Below are 25,628 nucleotides of genomic sequence, written 5' to 3'. Positions count from 1 at the left end.
GTCCGGGGCTCGTGGAGAGCCCCGGACCCGGTCCGGCCGAACACGCCCCCGCAGCGCGAGGGCGTCGGTCGACTACTTGTTCAGACCCGCCTCGATCGCGTCGATGATGCGCGGGCGCAGTTCGGCGGCGCGAATGATCGCGTCGACCGATCCGACCTGCACGGCGCGCTGGATGTTGTGCACGCCGTCGAATTCGGCGGCGACCTCACCCAGCTTCTCCGCGCGGACCGAGGAGCGCATCTCGTCGAGTTCGGCGGTAAGCACCGCGCGATCCGCGCCGATGGCGTTGGCCGCGCGGGTGCCCAGGTCGCGCACTCGCGAGTCCGCGCCGGTGCGGGCGTTGACCTCACCGGAGAAGACCACGGCCGCGGCCGGAGCGCCGCCCAGCACCGAGGCGAACGAACCCTCCAGGGCCAGCACCGTCATGTTCGGGTTGAGCGCCTTGGAGAACACGACGAACGCGCCGCCGTGGTACCGCGAGATCACGCAGAACACGATCGGGCCCTGGAAATTGACGATGGCCCGGCCGATTTCGGCGCCGTACTCGAGCTGGAGCTTGCGCATCGATTCCGGGGAACCGTCGAAGCCCGAGAGGTTGGCCAGCACCACCAGCGGGCGGTTGCCGCTCGCGGTGTTGATCGCACGCGCTGCCTTCTGCGAGGACCGCGGGAAAAGCGTTCCCGCGGTGTAGGTGTCGGGACCGTCGGTCGGGGTGAGGCCGCGCCGCACCACGCCCCGCGATTCGATACCCAGCAGGCACACCGGGATTCCGCCCAGGCGCGCGTCCTGCACCACCGCGGTCTCGGCGTCGGCCATGCCGGCCCAGCGCTCGAGCACCGGATGATCCTGATCGGCCAGTGCCCGCATGACGGTGCGAATGTCGAAGGGCTTCTTGCGATCCGGGTTCGCGGTCGCGGAGAAGATCTCGCCGACGGTGGTGAAATCGCTGTCCGCCAGCACATGCGGGAAATCGGAGATGTCGCGGTCGATCGGGTCTCCGGTCGGCGCGCGGCGCGGTCCCTGCTCACCCGGGGCCACATAGGTGTGGTCGTAGTGCGACATCAGAACTTCGCGCGCCGCGGTCAGGTTCGGGGCCCAGTACTGCGCCTGGCCGTTGGGGCCCATGACGCGGTCGTAGCCGCCGATGCCGAAGTTGTCCTCGGCCGAGACGCCGCCGGAGAAGTCCAGGGACTGCTTGCCGGTGAGCACCATGGCCGAATCCGGGGTCATCACCAGGATGCCCTTGGTGTGCATGAGCATCGTGGCTTCGGCGTTCCAGTACGGCTGCGCGCCGACGTTGATGCCCGCGACGACGATATTGATCTCGCCGCCGTCCTGGGTGAATTCGACGATGCGCTTGAGTGCGGCCGCCACCCAGTCCATGTTCTCGGTGCCGGACTCCATGGAGATGCGCGCGCCCGAGGACAATGCGTACCACTCCAGCGGAACTCGCAGCTGCTCGGCCAGATCCAGCGCGGCGATGACGCGGCGGCATTCCGGCTCGGACAGTGCGCCGAGGGACTTTGTCGGATCGCCGAGCAGCACCACGCGGGTGACGCCGTCGGGATGCCGCTCGGTGCGGGTGGTCACCACGCCGGCGACCAGTGCGGCGCTGTTGCGCCCCTTGGGCCGGTCGACCGGCACCAGCGCGTGATCCGAGTCCAGGTCGTGCTCGGTGAAATCGCCCAGCAGACCGGTCAATTCGTACGGGTACACGGTGTTGCGGCTGCTGGCGCGCAGCACCTTCTGCCGGTACTCGTCCAGCGGCTCGACCGGCTCGTCCGAGCGATCGACGATGCTGACCTCGGTGCCGCCGATGGCGTCGAACGAGATCCGGACCGCGATCTTGACCAGTTCGTCGGTGCGGGCGTCGCGCTGACGGGCGATGAGCAGGATCTCCTCGAGTCCCGTGCCCGCCGTGGTCGGCTGCACGTGTCCCGCAATGGTTTCCAGCTCGGCCCGGGTCACATCGACCGGCGGCCAGATGTACATGACGATCCGGTTGGTGTGCAGTCGCTTGGCCGAGGGCCGCTGGGACTGCGCGCGCCGGATGGAGTCCAGGCAGGTGGCGATCGTGGTCTCGGCGGTCGGCAGCGCGAGCAGCCGGCCGTCGTGCTCACGCAGGGCCGCCAGGTCGCGGACCTGGGCGAAGGCCACCAGTCGCTCGTCGGAGGGGTTCTCCTTGGCGACCGCGCGGAACAGGTACACCTCTTCGTCGTCCGAGGACGGCAGTCGGGTGAGGTCGAACTTGTGCAGGCGCTTCATCTGCATGCGCTGCGCGATGTACGGGTGCAGACCGCGGATGAGGCGTTCCTCGTCCAGCCCGGTGGTCGAGGGCCGGAAGGTGAAGTGGTGGTGCATGACCGCGCCGCCGCTGCCCGCGACCGTGCAGGTGATGCGATGCACCTGATTCGGCATGGGCTGGGCGTTGAGGACTTCCTGCAGGGCCACGGCCATGGCGTCGAAGTCCTCGGGCTGGCCCTCCCAGCCCAGGTAGATGTCGGCCTCGATCGAGGCGGCGCCACCGGCCAGCTCGATGAGCCCGCGCACCGCGGTGTCCAGGGCGTGGAAGCTGACCGCGGCCGAGACCAGGCTCATGCCCTTGCGCTCGGCGATCACGAAGGTGCAGTCGTCGGCCTCGGTGGTGCGGACGCCGGTGAGACCCTTGTTGCCGTAGTAGCGGCGGGTCAGGACCTCGAGCATCGCCGAGTTGTCCATCTTGCCGCGCTCGAGCCGCTGGCCCAGCAGCCGCACCAGGGGCTCGGTGCTGCGGACCATGTCGGAGATGCGCTCGGCGCGATCCGGGGTGTTCGGGTTCTCGTCGAAGTGCCGCAGCTGCCGGCGGACGTTGGTGTACACCCGAGCGCGGTTGCGGCGCAGCAGCGGCAGGCCGTACCAGGCGTAGACCACACCGCGCGAGAGATCGGCGATGACCGGGAAGCGCACCTGCGTGGCGGCCACCAGACGCTCGAGCGCCAGACCGACCGGCTCGCGCAGCGTGCCGTTCGGCACGGGCTCGCGGACCCACTTGCGCAACAGCGTGGTGATCACCGCGACGGTCTCGGCCGGGCGCTGCTGCGCCAGGAAGATGCGGAAGACCGCGGCCTCGAGCTCGGGCGTGCGATCGAGCTCGGTGATTCCGTAGTGCCCCAGCGCCTTACCGAGTTTGGCCTTGAACGATTCCGGCAGACCGGCCCGCTCCACGTCCAGGCTCTGCAGGTAGGTGTGGAAGTACTCGCGGGCGCTGTGGACGTGGCTCTGCGCGCCGTCCTCGTCCCACGAGCGGTTGTGGCTCAGCTCGGCGAGATCGGCGAAGACCTCGACCAGTTCGAGCTCGTCGGCCAGCGGGCGCTGATTGTCGGCGAGGGCTTCCGCGCGCGCGGCGAGGTAGTCCTCGAGGACACGCTGTTCCTGGTGCGGATCCTCGTCGAAGCCGAGCAGCAGGCTGCGCAGATCCTGCAGGCCGCGAGCCATGCGCTCGGCGGTGCCCGCGGGGGTGGGCCGGTCGGGCAGGTCCAGTTCGACCGCGCCGACGGCCGCGGCCTCGCCGGCTTCGTCGTCGTCCGCGATCGGCTCGAGGCGCATGAGCGGCGCACCGGTTTCCACCTGGGTGCCGACCGATACGGTGCATTCCTTCAACCGGGCCTTGAACGGCGCGCGCAGCACCGTTTCCATCTTCATGCTCTCGAGCACCAGGATCGGCGCTCCCGCTTCGACTTCCGCGCCGACCGCGAGCGGGGTCGCGACCACCAGCGCGGGCGCGGGGGAGCGGACCACGCCGCCCTCGTCCCGGCTGATGCGATGCGTGACGCCGTCGATGTCCACCACGGCGATGGGACCGTGGGTGCCGGTGGTCAGGCGGTAGCGGATGCCGTTGACCACGATCTGGCCGGTGTGCTCGTCGAAGCGCTCGAGATCGACGTCGGCGGTGCGGGTTTCGGCGCCCGCCTCGATGCCGATGCGGAAGCGGTGCGCGCCGATGCGGGCGACTCGCACCCGGTAGCCCACGCCGCGCAGCTTGAGATCGTGCGGGCGCCCGCTCTCGTGCTGCACCTGCGGCCGGCCGCCGGACGCGGTGGACAGCAGGCGATGCCGCTCGGCGCTCTCCTCGTCCTCGTAGGCGTCGATGGCGGCCGCGGCCAGCGCGACGGTCGAATGCCGTTGCGAGACCAGGCGGCCCTCGCCGCGGACGCGGTCGATCCAGCCGGTGTCGGCCGAGCCGTCGATGACCTCGGGCTGAATCAGCAGGTCCAGGACGAAACTCTTGTTGGTCGCGCCGCCCTCGATGACCACGCGGGTCTGCACCATGGCGCGGCGCAACCGGCCCAGCGCCTCGTTGCGATCACGGCCGTAGGCAATGATTTTCGCGATCATGGAGTCGAAATCGGCGGGGATGGTGTCGCCTTCGCTGACACCGGTGTCCACGCGGATGCCCGGGCCCGCGGGCAGATCCAGGCGCACGATGCGGCCCGGCGCCGGGGCGAAATCACGGTCCGGGTCCTCGGCGTTCAGGCGCGCCTCGATGGCGTGCCCGCGTTCGGCCGGGGGCTCACCGGTGAGCGGGATGCCCGAGGCCACCATCAGCTGCGCGCGCACCAGGTCGAAACCGGTGGTGTACTCGGTGATCGGGTGCTCGACCTGCAGGCGGGTGTTGACCTCGAGGAAGGCGAAGAGCTGGTCGCCGGGGTGGTAGAGGAACTCCACCGTCGCCGCGCCGCAGTAGCCGACCGCGATGGCCAGGCGCTCGGCCGAGCCCTTGAGGTCGGCGACCTGCTCGGGCGAGAGCACCGGGGAGGCGGACTCCTCGATGACCTTCTGGTTGCGCCGCTGCACCGAGCAGTCGCGCACGCCGAGTGCCCACGCGGTGCCCTGCCCGTCCGCGATGACCTGCACCTCGACGTGGCGGGCGCCGGTGACCAGGCGCTCGAGGAACACGACGCCGCTGCCGAAGGCGCGGGCGGCTTCCTGGCGGGTGCGCTCGTAGGCGTCGACCAGTTCGTCCTCGTTGGTGATGACGCGGATGCCGCGCCCGCCGCCGCCGGCGGTGGCCTTGAGCATCAGCGGGTAGCCCACTTCGGCGGCGGAGGCCAGGGCCTCCTCGACGGTGCCGACCGCGCCGCGGCTCCAGGGCGCGACGGGCACGCCCACCTCTTCGGCGATGAGCTTGGCACCGATCTTGTCACCGAGTTTGCGCATGGCATCCGGGTTCGGGCCGATGAACGTCACGCCGATGCGCGCGCACAACTCCGCGAACGCGGGATCCTCGGCGACGAAACCCCAGCCGACCCAGGCCGAATCGGCGCCGGTGGCGAGCAGCGCCTGCTCGAGCACCTTCAGGTCGAGGTAGGGGCGATTGGCAGCCGGTCCGAGGTCGTACGCGACGTCGGCTTCGCGCACGAACGTGGCGTTGCGATCGACGTCCGTGTACAGGGCGATCGTCTGTATCGGCAATCCGGTCTCGGCGGCCAGATCCCGGACAGCATGGATGAGGCGCATGGCGGCCTCGCCCCGGTTCACGATGGCGATGCGGCTGAACACTCGCCTGCTCCTTCCACTGCACTGGCCCGATCGGGCGCGGATTTCGAGTATCGGTCCCGCGTAGTCTGCACCTAATCGCGCCCAGGTACACGGCATGTGGTTGTTACTCGCACGTATCCTTGGGAATACCTCGTATAGGCCCGGTCACGGGTGGGAGAATTTCCGGTGGGCGGCCGACCGGTACCGGACAAGGACCGTGCGAATCGGACTCGAACAAGGGAGGGGCGTCCGGCCGCGAGCCCATCCCGTCCAGCTTTTCCTGACTCAGCTTTTCCGGGCTCCGCGACGGCGGGCCGTCCAACTGGCAGCGTCGCCGAGTGGCTCTCGAGCGTCCTGCCGCGGTGTAGGAGGTGATTCGCGTGACCGACATTCTCGATGTGCTGCACGCGCGCTGGGCCGAGATCGCGGGCGAAGCGCTGCTGTCGGGCCGGGAACAACCCGATCTCACGCTGACCACCCGCGAGGTGCTGGACCTGATCGATCACATCGCCGAATTGCACCGGCGCTGCGACGAGTTCGATCTCGAATACCGCGAGATCGAGCACCAGTACGCGGTGCTGCGCGGGGCGAGCGCCGATTCGGTCAAGTCCTTCGAGCGCATTCGGGCCACGCTCGAACAGCGCACCGCTCATCCCGAGGCCCGAGTCCGCCAGGCCTGCACCATCGCTCGCGCCGCCGCCGAGCGACTGACGGCCGCGAGCGCCGACGCGGACGACGCGCTCGGCTGATTCGGCACACTCCCGCTGCCCTCGTGCGCATTTCGTGATCCGGGGATCGGATTCGACTGGGCGCGAGGGCACTCGGTATCCCTTTATGGTGAAGGCCGACGGGCCTGCCCGCCGAGAGGAGTTGCCGATGGACGCCGAACACTTTCTGCCGTTTCGTAAGAGCACGGTCGTAGCGCTGTGCGCGGGGGAGTTGCCCGCCGACGAACGGGAGTCGTTCCTGGAGTTCGCGCGATTACTGGCGGCGATGGCGCAGCACCGGATTCATGTGCGCGGTGAGCGGGTGCTGGACGCGTACGAGATCGTCGATCCGGCCGAGGACGTGCGCACCGTGCGCACCGCCACCGCGCGGGATCGGGCCGATGCGCGGGCGGTGGTCGAACGCGAACTCGTCGCCCTGGCCGCCGAGGCCGACTTCATCCGGATCGAAGCGGACGAGATCGAACAGGCCTTCGCCGAACACGATCTGATGAAGGTGCGCCTCGAGGTCGAGGACGAGAGCATCGACACGGTCATGTTCTTCCGCCGCGGCACCCGCCCGTGCACGGAAGAGGTGAAGTCCTTCTACGGATTACGCCGGCGGACCGTCGAGTTCACCAGCTACGCCAAGGTTCTGGTGTACATCGCCTTCACCGAGCGCCCGGACGCGACCGAGCGCGAGCCCAGCGGCGGGGTGCTGCTCAAGATGTTCCAGGATGTGCCGCGCAACGACCTGGAGATGCTGTATCCGACCGTGCGCGTGCGGATGCGGACCAAGGACAAGGTGCTCATCGGGGTGCCCGCGGTGCTCTCGGGCCTGGTCGTGCTGGCCACGAAACTGCTGGCGTCACTGGGTTTGATGGTGCTGCTGCTGGCGTTCTGGGTCGGGATCCGCGAGGAGACGGTGCGCCTGGATCAGGCGGCGCTGGTCACCCTGTTCGCCGGGCTGGCGGCCCTGGGCAGCTACCTGTGGCGGCAGTTCTCCAAATTCAAGAATCGCAAGATCAAGATGCTGAAGACGCTGCAGGAGCACCTGTACTTCCGCAATCTCGGCAACGGCGCGGGGGTGTTCCATCATCTGCTCGACGCCGCGGCCGAATCCGAGGTCAAGGAAACCCTGCTGACCTATCACTTCCTGCGCACCGCCGAACAGCCGCTCACCGCGGCCGGGCTCGATCGCGTGGTGGAGCAGTGGTTCGGCAGGCACTGGGACACCACGTTCGACTTCGACGTGCGCGGGGGGCTGCGGACGCTGCGGCAGCTGGATCTGCTCACCGAGGACGAGCAGGGCGTGCTCGGCGCGATCGCGCTGCCCGAGGCCAAACACCGCCTGGATCGGCACTGGGACAATCTGTTCCACATGCCCGTTCCCGGCGCGGCGGGGGTGCCCACCGTCAGTCGATGAACGCCTCGCGGAAGTGCGCGGCCAGATCCAGGCCGGCCGCCTCCGCCGGGGAGACCCACCGGTGGTCGTCGTGCTCGTCCGGATTGAGAGTGACCGGGCCGCCGCCGTTCTCGGTCACGTCGTAGACGCGGGCGTTGATGCGCAAGGGCTTTCCGGCCACGTCCATCCAGGAGTGCGCCGCTCGCTCGGCGACTACCTCGATGCGCAGTCCGGTCTCCTCGGCGACCTCGCGGACCGCGGCGTCCTCGGGGCGCTCGCCCGCTTCGATACCGCCGCCGGGCAGTTCCCACCGACCGGCCAGGAACACCCCCGGCGCGCGCCGGACCAGCAGTACCGCGCCCGCGCGTTCGACCCGGCAGTACACCAAATTCTTCTCCCGCATCCGACGATCATGCTGCCCGGGTCGCGGGTGCGCCAATCACGATTCCGGTCAAACAGTTGTGTGGGACTCGCGGTCCCATATATTCTGATTGTGACGCGCCACACGGCCGCATGTGCCGGATGGCCCGAACGAGGAGACACCGATGACGCTGTCGCAATCGGGTAGCAAACTGTTCGACCAGGACTATCGAGACGCGCTGGCGACCCTGTCCGAGGGGTCCGTCAACCGCAACTTCGATCCGTACCTGGACATCGCATGGGATGCACCGGAATTCGCGATCGATCCGAACGACCCCCGCTGGGTGCTGTCGCCGGAATACGACCCCCTGGGCGCCACGCAGTGGTACCGGGACCTGCCGCTGGAACGGCAGATCGAGATCGGCAAATGGCGGATCGCCAATGTCATCAAGGTCGGCGCGGCGTTCGAGAGCGTGCTCATCCGCGGGATGATGCAGTACATCATGAAGCTGCCCAACGGGTCGCCGGAGTTCAGGTACTGCCTGCACGAGATGACCGAAGAGTGCAACCACATCCAGATGTTCCAGGAACTGGTCAACCGGATCGGCGTGGACGTGCCGGGCATGCGGCGGCTGTTCCGGGTGCTGTCCCCGTTCATCGGGGTGGCCGGCGGCTACGCCCACGTGATCCTGTTCATCGGCATCCTCGGCGGCGAGGAGCCGATCGACCACTACCAGAAGTCGCTGATCCGCGACGGCGACGCGGTACCGCCGGCGGTGCTGCGCACCATGGAGATTCACATCGCCGAGGAGGCGCGGCACATCTCGTTCGCCGGTGAATTCCTGGCCGCGCATCTGGCCCGCATGAATCCGGTGTCCAAAGCGGTTGCCGCGGTGTCGTTCCCGCTCGCCATGCGCTGGCTCGCCGGGGAGATCATGGCGCCGTCCAAGTCGTTCGCGCGTCAATTCGACATCCCCGACGAGGTTTTCGCCGAGGCGTTCTGGGGCGGAGAGCAGCAGCGCCGCATCCTGTCCGGATACTTCGGGGACATGCGCAAGCTGGCCGGTGATCTGGGGCTGATGAACATGGTCACCAAACCGCTGTGGTCGCTGCTGCACGTGGGCGGCGAGCCGTCCCGGTACCGGAGCGAGCCCGAGCGCGGAAACCGGCACGCGGCCTAGGGATTCACGTCGTTGCTCGGTCGGCGACCGCGAGTGCGGCCGTGGCCGGTGCTCGTTCGCCGCGGTTCATCGCCCGCGGCGGATCTCATCGGGACGCGTCGTCGGCGAGTTCGGCGAGCACCTCGAGCAGCGGGCGATCCGGGTCCAGGCCGATGCCGTGGTCGCGGGTGACCGCGTCCAGCACGCTCCAGATGTAACCGGTGACGGTGGTGACCAGCGTGGCGCGATCCAGGTCCGGATCGGGGTCGCGTGCCCAGCGGGTCACCGTCGCCTCGGTCATCGCCACGATGGCGAAACACATGGTGTCGATGGCCGGTTCGTCCACCACCCCGACAACCCCGGCCAGGCCGGACACCAGTCGCCGGGTGCGTGCGGAGATGGCGGTGGCCAGGCCGGTGGCGGCGTCGAGATCGTCCGGATCGCCGACGGCCGGGCCCTTGCGCAGGAAATCGTGCAGCCGGGGATGGGTCTCGAACCAGTCCACGACCGTCGAGACCGCGCGGGCGAGGATCTCCCGGATCGAGCCGAAGCCGACGTCCAGCGCGGCGTCGAGGGTGTCGGTGAAGCGTTCGCCGATGGCGGTGCGCACCCGGCGGTCCAGATCGTCGCGGCCGTCGAACTGGCGGTAGACCACCGACTTGGCCAGTCCGGCCCGGTCGGCGATCTGCTGCATGGAGGCGTCGGCGTGCTGCTGTTCGAGCAGCTCGATCGTGGCCGCGATGATGCGCTCGCGGCGCTCGTCGTTGTGCGGCTGCCAGCGCGCCTGCCGCCCACCGGGGGCGGCTGACGCGGGTGACTGCGTGGTCGGCACGGGTCCGAGTCTAGAACACCGGGGTCCGCTCGCCGGGGCACTCGCGCGGGTGGCGGGGCGTCGGCGGCGTGCGGGCCGGAAGGTGTTCGTGGGGAAGGGGTTCGGGTGTCACGCCTCGTGCGCGCTGCTCGCTCCGGCCAGGACGGCGTCCCGGTCGGCGGCGCGTGTGCGCGCGTACTCGGCGACGGCGCGGGCGTAGTCGGCGTCCCCGCGCGCGGTGCAGGCGTGCACCAGCTGCTCACCGGCCTCGTGCAGGTGCGCGCTCGGGCCCTGTTCGGCCAGCAGGACCACGATCGCCTCCCAGGTCTCGGCGTGCTGATCGGGCAGGTTGAGTAGTTCTTCGAGGTAGTGGCCGGGCTCGAGCAGCCGCAGCGCCCGGCGCGCGTAGGCGTGCACCCGGCGCGGTAGTTCGGTGCGAATGAGCTCGATGTCGCCCTGATCCACGTGCCCCGGATGGCCGGGAAGGATTCGCATGGACCACATTTCGGTGAGGGAGTCGGGCAGGGCGGAGTCGGTGAGCAGTCCGGGGCCGGTGGCGGCCGACAGCGGGGTGGGTTCGGCGCCGAGCCGGGCGGCGCGCCAGGTGCAGAACTCCCACCAGGGGGCCGGGGTCGCGCTCAGGGTCAGGCCGAAGCTCAGCACCTGCTGGCCGCCGGTGTAGGTGCGGAAGGTGCGGGTGCGGCCGATCGCGGCCACGCCCTCGGGCTCGACCCGGGTCCAGGTCGGCTCCTCGCCATCAAAAGCGTAGGGCTCCAGCAGTTTTCCCGTGGTTCGCATCAGGCGGCGCAGCGCCGAATCCGGTGTAGCCATTCGGGCAGATTACTGGCGCGGTGCGACAGATCCGGGGAACCGCACCGGTGTCATGTCGCGCTCGAATCGATCTTGGTGTCCGGATCGGGGTCGGTCGCGCCGAGAGGTTGACAATTCCGGGCGCATCGAAATACCGTCGGTATTCGAATACTGTCGGTATCAACACTGTGGTTGGACGAGGGGTGTAGGGCATGAGGTATCCAGGGACCGGTGCGGATCGGGTTCGCCGCGGCGGCGCCGAGTTCTCGGCGGGTGCGCGATGAGCGGGGTCCGGCAGCCGCGCGTGGTGATCATCGGCGCGGGCGTGTCCGGCATCGCGAGCGCTATCACGCTGCGGCGCAACGGCTTCGATGACTTTGTGATCCTGGAGAAGGGCTCCGACGTCGGCGGGGTGTGGCATTGGAACCGCTACCCGGGCCTGACCTGCGACGTGCCCTCGCAGGTGTACCAGTTCGGCTTCGCACCCAAGCCGGACTGGTCACGGGTGTTCGCGCCCGGGGCGGAGATCCAGCGGTATCTGGCCGACGTGGTCGATGAGTTCGGACTGCGCCCGCACGTGCGCGTCGATTCGGAGGTGGTGTCGGCGGAGTTCACCGGGACCGGCTGGCGGGTCGAGACCGCGGGCGGACAGGTGCACGAGGCCGACTTCGTCATCTCCGCCACCGGCGTGCTGCACCACCCCGCCCGGCCCGCGATCCCGGGCCTGGACGAATTCACCGGCGATGTCGTGCACACCGCGCGCTGGGACGATGCCGTGCGCACCGCGGGCAAGCGGATCGCGGTGCTGGGGACCGGGTCGACCGGGGTACAGGTCGTGTCCGCGCTGCAGCCTGCGGCCGAGCGCATCACCCATTTCGTGCGCAGCCCGCAGTGGGTGATCTGGGCCCCGATGTGGTTGCCGCAGCCCGCGGTCGTCGGCGCGGTGCTGGATCGGATGCCGGCGCTCAATCGCGCGCTGCACCGGGTCGGCATGGCGGGCGCGAAGGCGTTCACCGATGTCGTCACCCGGCCGAGCTGGCGGCGGCGGGCGGTGCAGGAGTACGCGCGCCTGAGCCTGCGCGCACAGGTCGCCGACCCGAAGCTGCGTGCGGAACTGACGCCCGACTACGAGCCGCTGTGCAAGCGACAGGTGTTGTCCGGCACCTACTATCGCGCCCTGCGCGCCCGCAACGCCGAGCTCGTCACCGCCGGTATCGAGGAGATCACCCCGACCGGCATCCGCACCGCCGACGGCAGGCACCACGAGGTGGACACCATCGTGCTCGCGACCGGATTCCGCGCGCACGACTACATGCGGCCCATGACACTCACCGGCCGCGCGGGCATCTCGATCGACGACGCCTGGGCGAAGGGACCGCGCGCCTACCGCATGACCGCGATCCCCGGATTCCCCAACTTCTTCACTGTCCTGGGTCCGAATTCACCCACCGGTTCGATCCCCCTGCACCACGCCGCCGAGGTCACCGCCCGCTACATCACCGCGTGGCTGCGGCGCTGGAGCACAGGCGAGTTCGATACGGTCGAGGTCACCGAGGCCGCCACGGACCACTTCGGCGACCAGGTGGGCGAGGCCCTGCAACCCACGGTCTGGAACACCGGCTGCAACTCCTGGTACTTCACCGAAGGCGGCCACATCGACCTTCTCCCGTTCGACCGCCGGACGATGGAGGAGATGCTCGCCGCCCCGGAAGATGGCGATTTCCACCTGACCAAGTCCTGACCGTCCCGCGGGATGTCGCCGCCCACGCTCGCCGCGCGGCGCGGGCGGCTGGTCCGCGCCGTTCCGATTCGGGCCGGAATGGATCGTGTGCGCGTCGGACGCGGCGGTGTGACGCCGGTGCATCCGAGGGAGTCCGAATCCGTGTCCGAGGGAGTCTGAATCGGCGGGATCAGCCCGGCCACTGGTGAACTCGTGTCTGGGGGACGATCGCCGGGGCCTGGGTGGCGGGGACTTGCGGACGCGGGGCCGAATAGGTGGGAACCACCTGTTGGGCCGGTGGGGCCGGGGCCACGTAGGGCTCGGTCTCGACCGGGGGCGGGACCTCGGCGGGCGGGGCGGTGGTCGCGGGCGGCGGGGGTGCGGTGGTGACCGGCGTGGTGATAGTGGAGACCGCGACGCTGGTGGTGGAAGGGGTTGTCGTCGTGGGGGATTCGGAGTTGCCGCGGATCGCGAGGGTGATGGCGACCGTGGCCGTGATCGCGGTGAGAAGGACGCCGGAGACGGCGGCGGCGCGTCGGCCCGGGCGGGCGGGCGGTGGGAAGTCCGCGACCATGACCGCGGCGGGGGAGCCGGGGAGAGCGGGCTTCTCGGTGTGTGGCTGTGGGCTGGATTCGGCGATCTCGGTGGTGGAAGCGGCTGGGAGGGAAGGCTTTCCGGCGGAAGGGGGTGCTGTGGCGCGGAGGTCGGGGCCGTCCGCCTGCGGCGGATCGCCCCGGAACGGCGCGGGCTTGCCGAGGTCCACCGGCGCGGGGATCGGGACAGGCCGCGGTGCGGCGGCTCCGACGACGGTGGGGATCGCCGCCTCGTCGCGGGATGCGCCGTCGCGCCGGGGCGCGCTGTCGGTGCGGGCGGCCGTGTTCGACACCACCACCGGGCGGGCTGGTGCCGCGCGTTCGGTGGGCGCGATGGGCGGGAGCGCGCGGGCCGCGGCCTCGGCCAGCGCGGTGCACGTGGGGTAGCGGGCATCGGGGGACTTGGCCAGGGCGGTGGCCAGGACGGCGTCGAGGTCGGCGCGCAGATCCGGGCGAACCTCGCGGGGAGAGGGTGGAGGTGCGGTGAGGTGGGCGCCGATCACCGCGGCTTGATCCTTGCGGGCGTAGGGCTGGCGGCCGGTCAGGAGCTGGAAGAGCGTGCAGCCCAGGGAGTAGATGTCGGCCCGGTGGTCGGCGGGGGTGTCGCTGAAGCGTTCGGGGGCGGCATAGGCGAAGGTGGCGGCGATGCCGGACAGGGTGACCGTGTCGTCCAGGGTGCGGGCGATGCCGAAGTCGGTGAGCACGGCGCGCTCGCCGTGCCCGCGGTCGTGCTCGATGAGCAGGTTCGCCGGTTTGACGTCGCGGTGCAGGACGCCGCGCGCGTGCGCGTGGTCCAGTGCGCAGGCGGCGTCGGTGATCAGTCGCACCGCGCGGGCGGGAGCCAGTCCCGCGGGGTGGTGCTCGAGCAGCGCGGCCACGTCACCGCCCTCGATGTGCCGCATGGCCAGCCACAGCGCCGGATCGTCGAGTTCACTGCGGTCGTACACCGGCACGATATTGGGATGGTCGAGCCCGGCGGCCAGGTCGGCCTCGCGCGTGAACGCCGAGCGCGCCTTGGCATCCGAGGTGAAGGTCGCGGCCAGGACCTTGAGCGCGACCCGCCGCCGCAGGCGCGGATGCTCGGCCAGATACACCGCGCCCATCCCGCCCGCGCCCAGCAGCCGCTCGATGGTGAACCCGGCGAAGACAGACCCCGGCGGCAAACTCACTGCACCCTCCCCGCGCACGCCCGCGGGCCGCGCCCGAATCGGCGTCGCGGCCCGCAGCGAATGTAGCGCAGTCGGCCGGATGGCCGGTACGGCACCGTGATCCGTACCGGATCACGGTCGCCGGCTCACAGCAGCCGGAATCCGGCACCCACCCCACCACGCTCGTCGATGTCGCCCAGTATGTAGTCGATGCCGGTCGCCACATCGGGTTCGTGGATGGGGTTGAACGGGTTGGAACACGAGGGCAGGCGAATGACGAGCCCGCCCAGGTGGATCGCCTGCCCGGAAATGATCATGCCCACCAGCCGGTCGTTCACCAGCACCGGCGAGCCGGAGTCCCCGTAGTCCGCGCACACGTGACTGCTGAACCCGCCGCCGAGGTCCTCCCACACGGGTCCGCAGGTGAATCCGGTGGTGCGCCCGTTCTTACACACCCAGGACAGCGGTCCGGGCGGCGCGCCGACGCCGTTGATCACGCTCTGGGTGACCTGGCGGACCGGAGCCACGCGCGCGGCGTCGAATTCGATGATCGCCCAGTCCCAGTAGTGATCCACCTCGGCGAAATGGCCGATGATCCCGGCGCCGGGTGCGGCTTCGGACCAGACCGGCAGGCCGGGATTCCCGCAGTGCCCGGCGGTGATGCCGACCAGGCGATCGGCGTTGTCGAAGCCGATCGCGGTCAGGGTGCACAGGCCGACCACATTGGGGTCGCCCGTCCCGATGGCAATGCCCGAACCGCCGCCCATCGGGACGGGCCCGTCCGCGGCGGCGCTGCCGGGCAGCAGCACGCCGATCGTGAAGAGCGTTGCGGCGGAGAGGGATCCGGCGCTGGTGCACATCCTTGCCAAAGACAACATGCCGAACCTCCCGGGTGTGGATACCGCTCGAGGTCATTCGTTGGTGTCGGGTGGGACGCGTACTCGCGAAGAAGGACCGCCGGGCGGACCCGTGAAGCCGTGACTGGACAAACATACCGGTCGGTTCAGTTTAATCAAGTGTGCTCTGCACCGAATTCCGCGGGTGCTCGGCGCACCGCGGCGGGCACGCCCATCCTGGGTGGGCTCGGCCGCCCGCACCGGCCACGACCTGGGAAACCCGGCGCGCGCCCTCAGTCCCGCAGGGCGTCCTCGCGCAGCCGGGTCAGGGTCCGGGTCAGCATGCGGGACACGTGCATCTGCGAGACGCCGAGATCCTCGGCGATCTGGGTCTGGGTCTTGCATTCGAAGAAGCGCATGGTCAGCAGCCTGCGCTCGCGATCGGGCAGCTCGGCCAGCAGCGGGCGCACCGCCAGGCGCTGCTCGATGAGCTCGTAATCGGTTTCGATGCCGCCGAGGGTCTCGGCCTTGGGCAGCGGGGTGTTGTCGCTGTCGTCGCCGGTCAGCGTGGTGTCCAGCGAGGACGCCTGATAGGCGTTGGAGGCGATGAGCGCCTGGGTCACCTCGAGCAGATCGATGTCGAGCTCCTCGGCGATCTCGCGGGCCCGGGGCATGCGCCCCAGCCGCTGCGCGAGCAGCTCGATCGTGGAACTCAGCTGAACCTGAATCTCCTTGGTGCGGCGGGGAACTCGCACCGCCCAGGTGTAGTCGCGGAAGTGCCGGCGCACCTCGCCCATGATGGTGGGCACCGCGAAGGACAGAAACGGCGAGCCTCGCGAGACCTCGAACCGATCGACCGCGCGCACCAGGCCCAGGCGGGCCACCTGGACCAGGTCGTCGAAGCTCTCCCCGCGCCCGGCGAAGCGTCGCGCGATGTGTTCGGCCAGGGGCAGGCAGCGCTCGATGATCTTCTCGCGCACCATGTTTCGATCGGGTTCGCCGGTCTCGTCGGCTCGTGCCAGTTCCTCGAACGCGGCCTCGATGTCGTCGTAGCTGTTGACCCGCGTCACCTCACACCTCCAGCGCGGCGGACAGGCTGTGATACGAGTTCAACAGGCTGCGCGCACCCGACAGGCGCAGTACGCGGTCGACCTCGCGGCGGCCCACGACCATGCGCAGATCCACACCGTTGGCCACGGCCTCGGTCGCCGCGCAGATGAGGACCGCGGCGTTGCCGATGCTCAGGAACCGGGTGTTGCGCAGATCGAGCACCACGATGGCGACGCCCGCGCGCAGCGCGGTGGTCAGTGTCTGCCGGAATTCGGGCAGCACGAGTGCGTCGAGTTCGCCTTCGATGCGAATGATGGCGTGCACGTGGCGGGAGGCGGTGTCCGTGGTGTGGGATGCGGGGCGCTGAGCAGGCATATCGACTTCGATACGCCCCGGCAGAGTTGCGATTGCGGACACGGCGAAACCTCCCGTGAGGGGATGTCCGTAGGGTCGGTCCACCACGTCGGCGAGTCACCGCGATCGGGCGGCGCGCTGTCCGACTGTCGAGAGGTGGACTGATCGCGCATGACGCGGCACGGACCAGGGTCGGCTGTATTCTCAACCTCCCCTGGGGTTACCCATCCGCGCGCGTGGTCAAACCGTTGTCTGCGAGGTGTGCGAATTTCGGCCGGGTTTCGGATCGGCCCCCGCTGGCAACAAAGGGGGTGGGGAGCACAATTCCGAAGGAGATCCCGCGATGAGCGCACGTTTTTCGGACACCGCCGGCGATACGAGAAAGCAGCCCGCCGAAGCCCTGCTCGACACCTGCAACGGCCCCGGCCTCGCGCTGCTACTCGTGGGCATCATCGCCCTGGGATCCACGCTCACCGCCGCCGCCTCCGGAACCCCCGGCTGGCTGGCCCTCGGGGCCGCCACCAGCCTGGTCTGCCTGGCCGCCGGGCTCGTCGTGGTCGTGACCGAAGTCCGCCACGCACGCGCCCCACGCACGGACGCCCGCGAACTCGAGCGGGCGCGGGGGTAGCCCAGCGAGGGTCACTGCGTCGCTACTCGACCGCCGCGGTTGTACCGGGATCCGGGGCGGTCGGCCAGCGCACGTCATAGGCCCAGCCCAGGCGCTCGAAAATCCGGATCAGGGCCGCGGTCGGGTCGTGCTGGCCGGGCAGCCCGCCGTGCCGGGCGCTGGTCGGATTGGCGTGGTGCAGGTTGTGCCAGCCCTCGCCGAAGGTCAGCAGGGCGATCCAGCGCACGTCCCGGGATTGGTCCGCGCCCCGGGTCGAATAGTGCCGGTCACCGAACGCGTGGCAGATCGAGTTGACCGACCAGGTGACGTGATGCACCAGCGCGTAGCGCACGAGCCCGGCCCACAGGAACGCGGTGACGGCCCCGTGCGCGCTCGCGGTCGCCAGGCCGCCGATGAGCGCGGGCAGGAGCAGGGAGGCCGCGGCGATCACCGGGTAGCACCGATCGATGCGCCGCAGGATCGGGTCGGCGAGCAGATCGGGAACGTAGCGTTCGCGGTCGGATCTGCTCGGCGCGGTGACGAACCAGCCGACCTGAGCGTGAATCAGGCCCCGTAGCAACGCGGTTCGGCTCGTGCCGAACCGCCAGGGTGAGTGCGGATCGCCGGGCGCGTCGGAATACCGGTGGTGCCGGCGATGCTCGGCCGCCCACAGCGTGACCGGTCCCTCGAGAGCGATGCCGCCCGCCAGCGCCAGCGCTGCCTTCAGCGGCCCGCGCGCGGCGAACGAGCGGTGCGTGAAGCAGCGGTGGTAGCCGGCGGTGATGCCGAAGATCGCCACGGCGTACAGGGCCGCGCCCAGCGCGACATCCAGCAGTGAAGGTCCCCACCCGTAGCGCAGGGCCAAGGGAACCGCCGCCGCCAGCACCAGCGGTGGCGCGATCACCAGGCCGATCAGGGCCGCGACGCGGTGGCCCGCTCCGATCGGCACGGTGTCCGCGGGCCGGTCCCCGGGCGCGGCGCCGCGCCCGACCGGCCGATGCGTGCTCATCGGGGAGCGCTCCGGCCGAAGGTGACCAGGTGAGTGTGCTTGTCCTCCGGTGTGTTCCGGTTGAGGATGTCCGAGAACGAATGGGTCGACTCGATGACGCGCATGCCCTCGGGCGAGAAGGTGTCCGCGGTGAACAGCCGGGGTGAGAGCAGCGGGTGGTTCAGCAGTTCGGAGAAGGCCGAGACCACGAACATCCGGCCCATGAGGCGGCCCCACAGCGCGCCCTTCGCGGGCTCCTCGGCGGCCTGGCCCACGTAGTAGTCGATGTCGTCGATGTCGCGGTAGCGCTCCCGCAGGCCCGAGACGACGCCGCGGTCGCTGGAGATCTGCCCCCAGTCCGTCACCCGTTGCAGACCGGCGAACTCGCGATAGTCGTTGTAGGACGCCATGTTCAGGGCGCGGCCCATCACGATGGTCGACTCCTCGGTCGGCAGCAGCGACTCGTGGGTGTTCAGCAGCCCGAGCCGGCCCGCCGGTTGCGTGGACAGGTCCTGGAACAGCGGGCCCAGGCCGCGCGCCTCGACGAGCTTGCTGTTGGCGAGCGTGTCGATCAGCGGCACGGTCTCGCCGTCGATGCGGTATTCGGACGGGATCATGCTGTGCCAGCGATAGGACATGCTGTATTCGACGGTGACCCAGTTCGGTTGGATCCAGGGTCCGCGATAGGTGCGTTTCGGGTCGAGCGCGAAGCGGAAGTGGAACGGCGTGAGGTGGTTGACGTAATCCTCGAGCGCCACCCGGGTCATCAGCACGATCATCACGTTGCGCGTGGTCTGGAAGATTCGCTCGTCGTCCCAGTTCTTGTGCGCCGCGCCGATGACCTCGGCGATGCGGTTGTGCTCGCGCACGAACAGGGTGGCGAACATCTGGGTGCCGATGGTGGAGTTGGATCCGTCGCCGCCGAGCGCGTACAGCGAATCGTGCTTCTCGAGCGGAATGCGCTCGAATCGAACGGGTCTCAGCACGGCGAACTCGGCTTTGATCTGCCCGCCCGAGCACAGCAGCGGCGGGAATTCCGCGGCGCCGACCCAGCGACTCTTCAGGCGGCCGCCCTCGAAGGCCCGCAGCGCGTTGCTGGTCTCCTCGGTATGGCCGTACAGCGGCCTGGCGTCCACGATGTGGGTCGAATCGGTGCGACTGGGATCGGGATCGTTTCCGCGATGCAGGAATCCGTCGGTGAACCACTGGGACCACGCGGGGAGCAGCGCGGTCGATCGTTCGGCCGTCACGGTCGGGCCCGATCGCCGGAAGAGTTCGAGAGTTTCCGCGGGCGTGGGCAATCCGGGGCGCAGCTCGTCGACCGGTGGCAGCTGGCGTCCGATATAGGTGCGGTCGGTCAGCGACGGCCAACTGGTGTAGGGACTGCGCGCGCTGAGCGGTTCGGGGCGGGTGGGCAGGTTCCGCATGGCGATCTGCGTCAGCTGACTGTTCAGTTGGCGCTGCACCGGGGCGACACGATTCACCGCGGCCCAGAACGGGCCGTAGTGCGAGAGCACGTGCGCGGCGAGGCGAGCGGGGCGGCCGTCGCGGGACAGATCGCGGCCGGACGTGGTGGCACTGCACATGGGACATCCCCCAAGAAATGAAAGGTAACCGGTGGAGTTACGCGCGGGCGCGGTCGAGGAATTCGACCTCGCGCCGAATATCCGTCAGGAGCATGTCGGCGACGGCCTGACTGAAACCGTTGCGAATGACGAACCGGGCCACCGAGATGTGTTCCAGATTCGGCGGCAACGTATAGGTGGGCGCCTGCCAGCCGCGCAGCCGCAGCCGATCGGACAAATCGGCGATGGTGAACGCGTGTTCGCGTTCGGGGTGCACCCGAATTGTCAGGACGGGCAGGTGTTCACCGCCGGAGACAACCTGGAGACTCTCGATATCGGCGAGTTGTCCGGCGAGATAGCGCGTGACGTCCACGCACGTCTGCTGAACCGCGCGGTATCCGCCGAAGCCCAGGCGCAGGAAGTTGTAGTACTGGGCGATGACCGGCGCGCCGGACCGGGAGAAACTCAGCGTGAAGGTTTCCACGTTGCCGCCGAGCAGCTCGCAATTCATCACGAGATCCTCGGGTAATGCGTCGGGTTCCTGCCATACGATCCAGCCGACGCCGGGGAAGACGAGGCCGAACTTGTGCCCCGAGGCATTGATGGACTGCACGCGCGGTAAACGGAAGTCCCACACCAGATCCGGATCAAGGAACGGCGTGATGAATCCGCCGATCGCGGCATCCACGTGCAATGGGATGTCGATGCCCGTGTCCGCCTGCAGCGCGTCCAATTCCGCCGACATGCGCGCGATCGGATCGAGCTTGCCGACCTGTGTCGACCCGAGTACCCCGATCACGCCGATGGTGTTCTCGTCGCAGTACTCGCGCACGCGGGAGGCGTCGAGTGTGTAGTCGCCCGCCTCGATCGGCATCCACCGCGGTTCGACGTCCCAGTACCTGCAGAACTTCGGCCAGCACGTGTGCACCGCCGTGGACAGCGCCAGGTTCGGCCGATCGACCGGAAGACCCTGCGCGCGGCGGCGTTCGCGCCATTTGAACTTCATGGCCAGCCCGCCCAGCATGGCGGCCTCGCTGGAGCCGCCGGTGGAACAGCCCACGCTGATGCCGTCCGGGTCGCGCCACAGATTGTCGAGGATGTTGACGCAGCGCGCCTCCATTTCGGCGGTCTGCGGATACTGGTCCTGATCGACGATATTGCGATCGAGGGATTCCGCGATGAGTTCGCGCGCTTGCGGTTCCATCCATGTCGTGCAGAAAGTCGCCATGTTGAGCCGGGCGTTGCCGTCCAGGATGAGTTCGTCGCGAATCAATGCCGCGGCGGCGTCCGGTGACATCGGGCGGTCGGGGAGTTTGTATTTCGGTACCCCGCCGGCCGGAACGAGTCCGCTGTATAGGGGATTGACTTCGACCGATTCGCTCCACCGGTCCGGCTGCACATGAGTAAGCATCGTTCACGCACCTTCTCGGCGCGGCCGGCGCCGAGAAATGGCCGCGCTGATATTCAGGGACAAGAGCTTTCGAGATGGCCGAGCGTGGACACGTCGCTCGTACTCGTCATGAATCCGCAGAAGTATGCACTGTCGCCGACTGTCGTGCATTGTGGATGCGACGGCGTGGCAAGTCAGCGAGGAGTATTGGAAACAATTGTGGCACAACGCATTGGGTCTATGGCTATATCGGGGCAATCGCTCCTGTTGCAAGGTTAGCAGTCGGCGTCTCGGCGCTGCAATAGAACAGCCGAGAAGGTCGCCGACCGCTAATTGCCTTCCATCGCTTGACTTCCGCCGTACCTCAGCCCAGGGCGGAGGCGGTGGGAACCACGACGCCGTAGAGATCGCCGATCGTCGCCAGGGCGGCGGCGTGCAGCTGCTCGGCGGGGACCTCGGCGACGACCGAGGGCAGCGGCCGGGTCGCGCAGGCGTCGGCCACCACGGAGGGCAGGTTGCCGCGCAGGAACGCGCCCTCGGTGGTGAAGGTGACGCACATGTGGGTCATGAACCCGGCCAGCACCACGTGGTCGTGGCCGGCCGCGTCGACCCGATCGGCGAGGTCGGTGCCGACGAATCCGTTCGGCGCGGTCTTGACCACCACGGGCTCGCCCTCGATCGGCGCGACGCGGGGATGGATTCGCCCGATCTCGGCGGTGATGTCGTAGGGGGTGCCGACGCCGCCGTCGTTGATCACGTGGATGACGGCCGCGCCGGCGGCCCGGGCCCGGGCCAGGAGGTCGGCGGCGGCGTCCAGGGCGGCTTCCCAGCCGGTCAGCTCCATGACGCCGCGGGTGTAGGTGTTCTGGTAGTCGACCAGGATCAGCGTCGCGTCGGCCAGTGTCGCGGGGGTTCGATCGAGGCCGTTCAGGTCGCGCAGGGTGGTGCTCCGCGGGGTCATGTCTCGAATATCCTTCTGCCGGTGGGTGTTTGGGTCGAAGCCGCGTGTTCGCGGGGCGACGTGTTCCACGCTAGGGCAGATTCGGCGTGTCGGGAATGTCGGGTAACCTGCAGAATCGGACATTCGTCGGCTGGGAGGGTCATCGTGGAACGCTTGATCGTCGTCGTGCTCTTCGACCGCGTCGACCTGCTCGACGTCACCGGGCCGCCGGAGGTGTTCGCGCTGCTGCAGCGTGAGATGGACGAGCCCACCGGGTACCACGTCGTGCTCGCCGCGGAGACCATGGACCCGGTGACCACGTCGGCGGGGGTGCGGGTGCTGCCGGACGTGACCTTCGACGAGCTCGCCGGGCGTGCGATCGACACCCTGCTGGTGCCCGGCGCGGTCGAGGTCGACGAGCGGCGGCGGGTGCGCGCGGTGAGTGATCCGGCGGTGGTGGACCGGGTGCGGACGCTGTCCGCCACCACCCGCCGCGTGGCCTCGGTCTGCGTGGGCGCGCACATCCTGGCCGACGCCGGGCTGCTCGACGGCCGACGCGCCACCACGCACTGGTCGACCGCGCAGCAGCTCGCGGCCGAGCACCCGGCGATCGAGGTGGATGCCGACCCCATCTTCATCCGCGACGAGAACGTGTGGACCGGCGCCGGACTCACCGCCTGCCTGGATCTGGCCCTCGCGCTGGTGGCCGACGACTTCGGCGACGCCCCCGCCCTGCGGGTCGCCCGCCAGCTCGTCATGTATCTCAAGCGCCCCAGCGGCCAGAGCCAGTTCAGCGTTTCCCTGGAACCGATGTCGACGACCCGCCGTGTGGACGCGCTGCGGCACTACATCACCCGCAATATCGCGACCCCGCTCACCGTCACCGACCTGGCCGCCGAGGCCCATATGAGCGAACGTCAACTGAACCGGGTCTTCAAATCCGAACTCGGGATGTCACCCGCCGCCTACATCGAGTCCGCCCGCGTCGAAGTGGCCCGGAACCAGCTCGAAACCACCGACGCCACCCTCGACCGCGTGGCGACCCGCTCCGGCTTCAACACCACCGACACCCTGACCCGTGCCTTCCGCCGCACACTCGACGTCACCCCGACCGAGTACCGAAAACGCTTCCGAATCGGCTGAATTCGGCCGATCTCTCGTGACCGGCCCGCGCCGGAAGCGCTCGCTTCCGCCGCGGTCCGGCTGCGACACAGACGTTCAGGACATGATGGCCAGGGGCTGGGTTTCGGTTGCGGGGCATAGGGATTCGACGAAGGCGGTCAGGCGGATCCGGGAGTCGGCCAGTGCGCAGGTGAAGCTGCGGCGGCCGTCCGCGGACTCGCGGTCGGTGGTGGTCTCGGTCATGTTCAGGGCCTGGGCCCATTGCAGCAGGTGGGATTTGGCCTCGATGCTGGGCAGGTCGGGGTCGATGGTGCCGCAGAACTCGGCGGCGCCGGGCTCGCCGGTGTGGGACACGGTGAAACGGGCGCAGCACTCCCACATCCAGGTCACCGGTGGCAGGGGTTTCCCGGCGGCCGCGACCGCATAGGAATTGACCGTCCGGGAGACGGTTTCGATCGCGGCCATGGTCAGCGAATCGGTCACAGCGGACAGGGTGCCACCCCTGGTCAGCGGATTCCCGGAACTCGCGCGGTGCGCGTGTCGGGGTGGGGGAGGGTCGTGCGGGACCGGCGGGCGGGGCCGCTATCGTGCATCGACGATCCCGCGCGGGAAGCGCCGGGCGGGATCGGTACGGCGGTGGTGTATTCGCCGGGACGGGCGTGTCAGTGTTGTTGCGGCAGCGCCGCTTTGGCGTGCGACCGGAGTCGGTGCGCGCGGCCGCCGGTCTAATCTGAGGGTAACGATACGAAAGGGATGCACGGTGACTTCTTCGAATTCGCAGCGCCGGGTGGTGCGGGCGCCCGCGGACTGGGTGCCCGACGCCGGACTGGTGGCGGCGGCCCTGGAGAATCCGAACGGCGTGGTCGCGGCGATCGACGCCGACTACGTCGAGGACCCCGACGGGTACGTCCCGGCGGAGGCGATCAAGGGCTGCTGGCTGGTGGACGAGAACGGCACTCTGACAGGAGAGTTCGAGGAGAACCCGAAGCACGGGGTACCCGCGGACGACTTCGCCCGCCTGGCCGGGGACGACACCTTCATCGGCCGCCTCGGTTTCGATCCCGAGGAGATGATCCGGGAACAGATCACCGAGATGCTGGTGGAGCAGGTCCCCGGCACCATCGTGGAATGGATCAAGGTCACCGACGATCCCCGCCAGCTGACGGCCGGAATCCACGGCGCGGAGAACCGTTTCACCGTCACCCGCGTCGGCATCGCCATCCCCGTGGCGTTCTCCGCGGTGAGCCCGAGTTCGCGGCGCGAAATCCTCTGGGGTGTACTCACTTACGCCCAGACCGGGATGAACGATCCCGAGACGAACCGCCGCCGCATGTGGCTGGATCTGCGCGAAACCCTGGACTGGGCCGAGGAACAGTTGCAGCCGCGCCTGTTCACCGAGCCGGGCAGCCAGAACTGAGCCGACCGGCGGGGCCCACGGTCCCGCCGGGCACGGCCCGCTCACCCGGGACGGCATCGCGTACGCGCGGGCGTTCGGACACCGGTGCGGACGGCGCCGCGGGGCACCGGCGGCGATCCGGGGTGCGACGGCTGCCGGAACGCGGCCAACCACCGCGGGCGGCAGCGTGATTCGCGACGCCGGGCACGCGGAGCAGAGTCAGGGCGACGTGTAAATTCGCCGCATGGGGAGAGTTTCGCCGAGCGCGTTCGGGGTCGATCGCTTTCACGTCTCGGTACACGACGTCGCGCCGGAGTGGGCTGCCGAGACAGCCGAGATCTTCGATGCGCTGACGCCTTTGGTCGGATCGCGGGTCTCCGCGGGCGTCGTGCCGTGCTGGGGCGGGCGGCCGCTCCAGCCGGGCGACGAGCAGCTGGTCGCCGGCCGTGCACAGGAGGTGCTGCTGCACGGCTGGACGCATCGCCGCGAGCGCGGCCGCGGGCCGGTCAGCCTGCTCACCGGCGGTGCCGACGAGTTCGCCGGGCTCGGCGCCGACGCGGCGGCGGTGCGATTGCGCGCGGGCCGGGACGCACTGAGCGAGCGGCTCGGCACCCCCGTGGAGGGATTTCTGCCCCCGGCATACCGATTGGGCAGTGTCGGAACGGAAACCCTTGCCGCCGTGGGGCTCCGATACCGGGTCGGCTGGGCATCGGCGGCCGACGTGCACGGCCGCACCGTGCGGCTGGCCACTCGCATCTGGGACGTGTCGCCGCTCGCGGCCCTGTCCCGCGCGGCCGCGGCCGTCGGCCATCTGGCCGACCTGCGGCCAGGCGCGGTCCCGACGATCACCATCCACCCCCTCGACGTCCGCCGCGGCTTTCTGCCCCACGCCCTCGCCGCGGTCCGCGCTCAGTTAGCCCTGGGGCGCACCCCCGCCCTGATCCGCGAGCTGATCGACCGGGCGCAGACCCGATGAGCGCGGGCGAGCGTGGCGGGCCGACTCGGTACGGGATGTCGCCGATCGAGCCGGGCGCCCGGTACGCACGCGGGAGCGCATTTCCGCACGCGTGGCGTAGATCCGCGCCGGTGCGCTCGCCGCACCCCGGACACCGGTGCGCCGGGACCGGCATCGACGGTCCGGGGGAGTCCTGC

The 25,628-nt window shown here is 69.5% G+C and carries 21 protein-coding genes; 8 read left to right on the top strand and 13 right to left on the bottom strand.

Translation table 11 applies throughout. The features are described 5' to 3' along the window. Positions 1-72: 72 nt before the first annotated feature. Entirely contained in the window at positions 73-5,538 is a 5,466-nt protein-coding gene (locus ACFVBH_RS02525; RefSeq protein ID WP_378999066.1) for a carboxyl transferase domain-containing protein, read from the bottom strand. 359 nt (positions 5,539-5,897) lie between these two features. Between ACFVBH_RS02525 and ACFVBH_RS02520 the strand changes: the two genes are divergently transcribed. Together ACFVBH_RS02520 and ACFVBH_RS02515 are read left to right on the top strand one after the other, a co-directional pair. Then, on the top strand, positions 5,898-6,266 hold the full coding sequence (locus tag ACFVBH_RS02520; RefSeq protein ID WP_354985497.1) for a hypothetical protein: 369 nt from the start codon (positions 5,898-5,900) through the stop codon (positions 6,264-6,266). Positions 6,267-6,393: 127 nt separating this feature from the next. Then, positions 6,394-7,647 carry a TMEM143 family protein gene (locus ACFVBH_RS02515; protein ID WP_378999064.1) on the top strand — a complete coding sequence of 418 codons (1,254 nt, stop codon included), beginning with the start codon at positions 6,394-6,396 and terminating at the stop codon, positions 7,645-7,647. On the opposite strand, the gene ACFVBH_RS02510 is transcribed toward ACFVBH_RS02515, so the two are convergent. After that, positions 7,637-8,029 (bottom strand): NUDIX hydrolase, encoded by a 393-nt coding sequence (locus tag ACFVBH_RS02510; protein ID WP_354985499.1) that lies wholly within the window; start codon positions 8,027-8,029, stop codon positions 7,637-7,639. The two genes, ACFVBH_RS02515 and ACFVBH_RS02510, sit on opposite strands and share 11 nt — an antisense overlap. Before the next feature lie 142 nt (positions 8,030-8,171). Here ACFVBH_RS02510 and ACFVBH_RS02505 point away from each other — a divergent pair, with 142 nt between their 5' ends. Then, positions 8,172-9,167: a diiron oxygenase gene (locus ACFVBH_RS02505; RefSeq protein ID WP_354985500.1), complete on the top strand. Its 996-nt coding sequence runs from the start codon at positions 8,172-8,174 to the stop codon at positions 9,165-9,167. A gap of 85 nt (positions 9,168-9,252) precedes the next feature. Here the strand turns inward: ACFVBH_RS02505 and ACFVBH_RS02500 are convergent, their stop codons facing one another. After that, entirely contained in the window at positions 9,253-9,978 is a 726-nt protein-coding gene (locus ACFVBH_RS02500) for a TetR/AcrR family transcriptional regulator (protein WP_354985501.1), read from the bottom strand. Positions 9,979-10,086: 108 nt separating this feature from the next. Further along, positions 10,087-10,788: a hypothetical protein gene (locus tag ACFVBH_RS02495; protein ID WP_354985502.1), complete on the bottom strand. Its 702-nt coding sequence runs from the start codon at positions 10,786-10,788 to the stop codon at positions 10,087-10,089. Positions 10,789-11,047: 259 nt separating this feature from the next. On the opposite strand from ACFVBH_RS02495, the gene ACFVBH_RS02490 reads away from it, so the two are divergent. Beyond that, on the top strand, positions 11,048-12,508 hold the full coding sequence (locus ACFVBH_RS02490) for a flavin-containing monooxygenase (RefSeq protein ID WP_378999061.1): 1,461 nt from the start codon (positions 11,048-11,050) through the stop codon (positions 12,506-12,508). A 169-nt stretch (positions 12,509-12,677) separates the two neighbouring features. Here ACFVBH_RS02490 and ACFVBH_RS02485 read toward each other — a convergent pair whose 3' ends face one another. The 4 genes from ACFVBH_RS02485 to ACFVBH_RS02470 form a co-directional block, all read right to left on the bottom strand. Continuing rightward, the gene (locus tag ACFVBH_RS02485; RefSeq protein WP_378999059.1) at positions 12,678-14,249 is read right to left on the bottom strand and encodes a protein kinase; all 1,572 of its coding nucleotides are present in this window, start codon (positions 14,247-14,249) and stop codon (positions 12,678-12,680) included. A gap of 125 nt (positions 14,250-14,374) precedes the next feature. Further along, positions 14,375-15,106 (bottom strand): S1 family peptidase, encoded by a 732-nt coding sequence (locus ACFVBH_RS02480; RefSeq protein ID WP_354985505.1) that lies wholly within the window; start codon positions 15,104-15,106, stop codon positions 14,375-14,377. A gap of 251 nt (positions 15,107-15,357) precedes the next feature. Further along, a complete protein-coding gene (locus tag ACFVBH_RS02475) occupies positions 15,358-16,134 on the bottom strand; it encodes an RNA polymerase sigma factor SigF (protein WP_378999057.1) in 777 nt (258 codons plus the stop codon). A 1-nt stretch (position 16,135) separates the two neighbouring features. After that, on the bottom strand, positions 16,136-16,489 hold the full coding sequence (locus ACFVBH_RS02470) for an STAS domain-containing protein (RefSeq protein WP_378999055.1): 354 nt from the start codon (positions 16,487-16,489) through the stop codon (positions 16,136-16,138). A gap of 322 nt (positions 16,490-16,811) precedes the next feature. On the opposite strand from ACFVBH_RS02470, the gene ACFVBH_RS02465 reads away from it, so the two are divergent. Further along, the gene (locus ACFVBH_RS02465) at positions 16,812-17,096 is read left to right on the top strand and encodes a hypothetical protein (RefSeq protein WP_354985508.1); all 285 of its coding nucleotides are present in this window, start codon (positions 16,812-16,814) and stop codon (positions 17,094-17,096) included. Positions 17,097-17,118: 22 nt separating this feature from the next. Here the strand turns inward: ACFVBH_RS02465 and ACFVBH_RS02460 are convergent, their stop codons facing one another. The 4 genes from ACFVBH_RS02460 to ACFVBH_RS02445 form a co-directional block, all read right to left on the bottom strand. Continuing rightward, on the bottom strand, positions 17,119-18,084 hold the full coding sequence (locus tag ACFVBH_RS02460; protein ID WP_378999052.1) for an acyl-CoA desaturase: 966 nt from the start codon (positions 18,082-18,084) through the stop codon (positions 17,119-17,121). After that, the gene (locus ACFVBH_RS02455) at positions 18,081-19,649 is read right to left on the bottom strand and encodes a peroxidase family protein (RefSeq protein WP_378999050.1); all 1,569 of its coding nucleotides are present in this window, start codon (positions 19,647-19,649) and stop codon (positions 18,081-18,083) included. Before ACFVBH_RS02455 ends, ACFVBH_RS02460 begins: the two co-directional genes overlap by 4 nt. 37 nt (positions 19,650-19,686) lie before the next feature. Further along, positions 19,687-21,039 (bottom strand): glutamate decarboxylase, encoded by a 1,353-nt coding sequence (locus tag ACFVBH_RS02450; protein ID WP_378999048.1) that lies wholly within the window; start codon positions 21,037-21,039, stop codon positions 19,687-19,689. 343 nt (positions 21,040-21,382) lie between these two features. After that, entirely contained in the window at positions 21,383-21,979 is a 597-nt protein-coding gene (locus ACFVBH_RS02445) for an isochorismatase family protein (RefSeq protein WP_378999046.1), read from the bottom strand. Positions 21,980-22,123: 144 nt separating this feature from the next. Between ACFVBH_RS02445 and ACFVBH_RS02440 the strand changes: the two genes are divergently transcribed. Continuing rightward, complete coding sequence (locus tag ACFVBH_RS02440) at positions 22,124-23,101, top strand: helix-turn-helix domain-containing protein (RefSeq protein WP_354990871.1); 978 nt, start codon at positions 22,124-22,126, stop codon at positions 23,099-23,101. A 75-nt stretch (positions 23,102-23,176) separates the two neighbouring features. Here the strand turns inward: ACFVBH_RS02440 and ACFVBH_RS02435 are convergent, their stop codons facing one another. Beyond that, positions 23,177-23,563 (bottom strand): hypothetical protein, encoded by a 387-nt coding sequence (locus ACFVBH_RS02435; RefSeq protein ID WP_354990870.1) that lies wholly within the window; start codon positions 23,561-23,563, stop codon positions 23,177-23,179. 277 nt (positions 23,564-23,840) lie between these two features. On the opposite strand from ACFVBH_RS02435, the gene ACFVBH_RS02430 reads away from it, so the two are divergent. Both ACFVBH_RS02430 and ACFVBH_RS02425 read left to right on the top strand, forming a co-directional pair. Continuing rightward, entirely contained in the window at positions 23,841-24,497 is a 657-nt protein-coding gene (locus ACFVBH_RS02430) for a hypothetical protein (RefSeq protein WP_354990869.1), read from the top strand. A gap of 223 nt (positions 24,498-24,720) precedes the next feature. Further along, positions 24,721-25,452, top strand: coding sequence for a DUF2334 domain-containing protein (locus ACFVBH_RS02425; RefSeq protein WP_378999043.1), 732 nt, complete (start codon positions 24,721-24,723; stop codon positions 25,450-25,452). The last annotated feature ends 176 nt before the right edge of the window (positions 25,453-25,628 follow it).

It is taken from the genome of Nocardia sp. NPDC057668 (genome assembly GCF_042799795.1).
Lineage (GTDB): Bacteria > Actinomycetota > Actinomycetes > Mycobacteriales > Mycobacteriaceae > Nocardia.
This window is presented reverse-complemented; position numbering and strand designations above follow the sequence as displayed.

What these genes read in the sequence shown, in the direction of transcription:
- ACFVBH_RS02515 (WP_378999064.1), top strand. Translation starts at nt 6,394, where the DNA reads ATGGACGCCGAACACTTTCTGCCGTTTCGTAAGAGCACGGTCGTAGCG.
- ACFVBH_RS02510 (WP_354985499.1), bottom strand. Translation starts at nt 8,029, where the DNA reads ATGCGGGAGAAGAATTTGGTGTACTGCCGGGTCGAACGCGCGGGCGCG.
- ACFVBH_RS02505 (WP_354985500.1), top strand. Translation starts at nt 8,172, where the DNA reads ATGACGCTGTCGCAATCGGGTAGCAAACTGTTCGACCAGGACTATCGA.
- ACFVBH_RS02495 (WP_354985502.1), bottom strand. Translation starts at nt 10,788, where the DNA reads ATGGCTACACCGGATTCGGCGCTGCGCCGCCTGATGCGAACCACGGGA.
- ACFVBH_RS02490 (WP_378999061.1), top strand. Translation starts at nt 11,048, where the DNA reads ATGAGCGGGGTCCGGCAGCCGCGCGTGGTGATCATCGGCGCGGGCGTG.
- ACFVBH_RS02480 (WP_354985505.1), bottom strand. Translation starts at nt 15,106, where the DNA reads ATGTTGTCTTTGGCAAGGATGTGCACCAGCGCCGGATCCCTCTCCGCC.
- ACFVBH_RS02470 (WP_378999055.1), bottom strand. Translation starts at nt 16,489, where the DNA reads ATGCCTGCTCAGCGCCCCGCATCCCACACCACGGACACCGCCTCCCGC.
- ACFVBH_RS02465 (WP_354985508.1), top strand. Translation starts at nt 16,812, where the DNA reads ATGAGCGCACGTTTTTCGGACACCGCCGGCGATACGAGAAAGCAGCCC.
- ACFVBH_RS02460 (WP_378999052.1), bottom strand. Translation starts at nt 18,084, where the DNA reads ATGAGCACGCATCGGCCGGTCGGGCGCGGCGCCGCGCCCGGGGACCGG.
- ACFVBH_RS02455 (WP_378999050.1), bottom strand. Translation starts at nt 19,649, where the DNA reads ATGTGCAGTGCCACCACGTCCGGCCGCGATCTGTCCCGCGACGGCCGC.
- ACFVBH_RS02450 (WP_378999048.1), bottom strand. Translation starts at nt 21,039, where the DNA reads ATGCTTACTCATGTGCAGCCGGACCGGTGGAGCGAATCGGTCGAAGTC.
- ACFVBH_RS02445 (WP_378999046.1), bottom strand. Translation starts at nt 21,979, where the DNA reads ATGACCCCGCGGAGCACCACCCTGCGCGACCTGAACGGCCTCGATCGA.
- ACFVBH_RS02425 (WP_378999043.1), top strand. Translation starts at nt 24,721, where the DNA reads ATGGGGAGAGTTTCGCCGAGCGCGTTCGGGGTCGATCGCTTTCACGTC.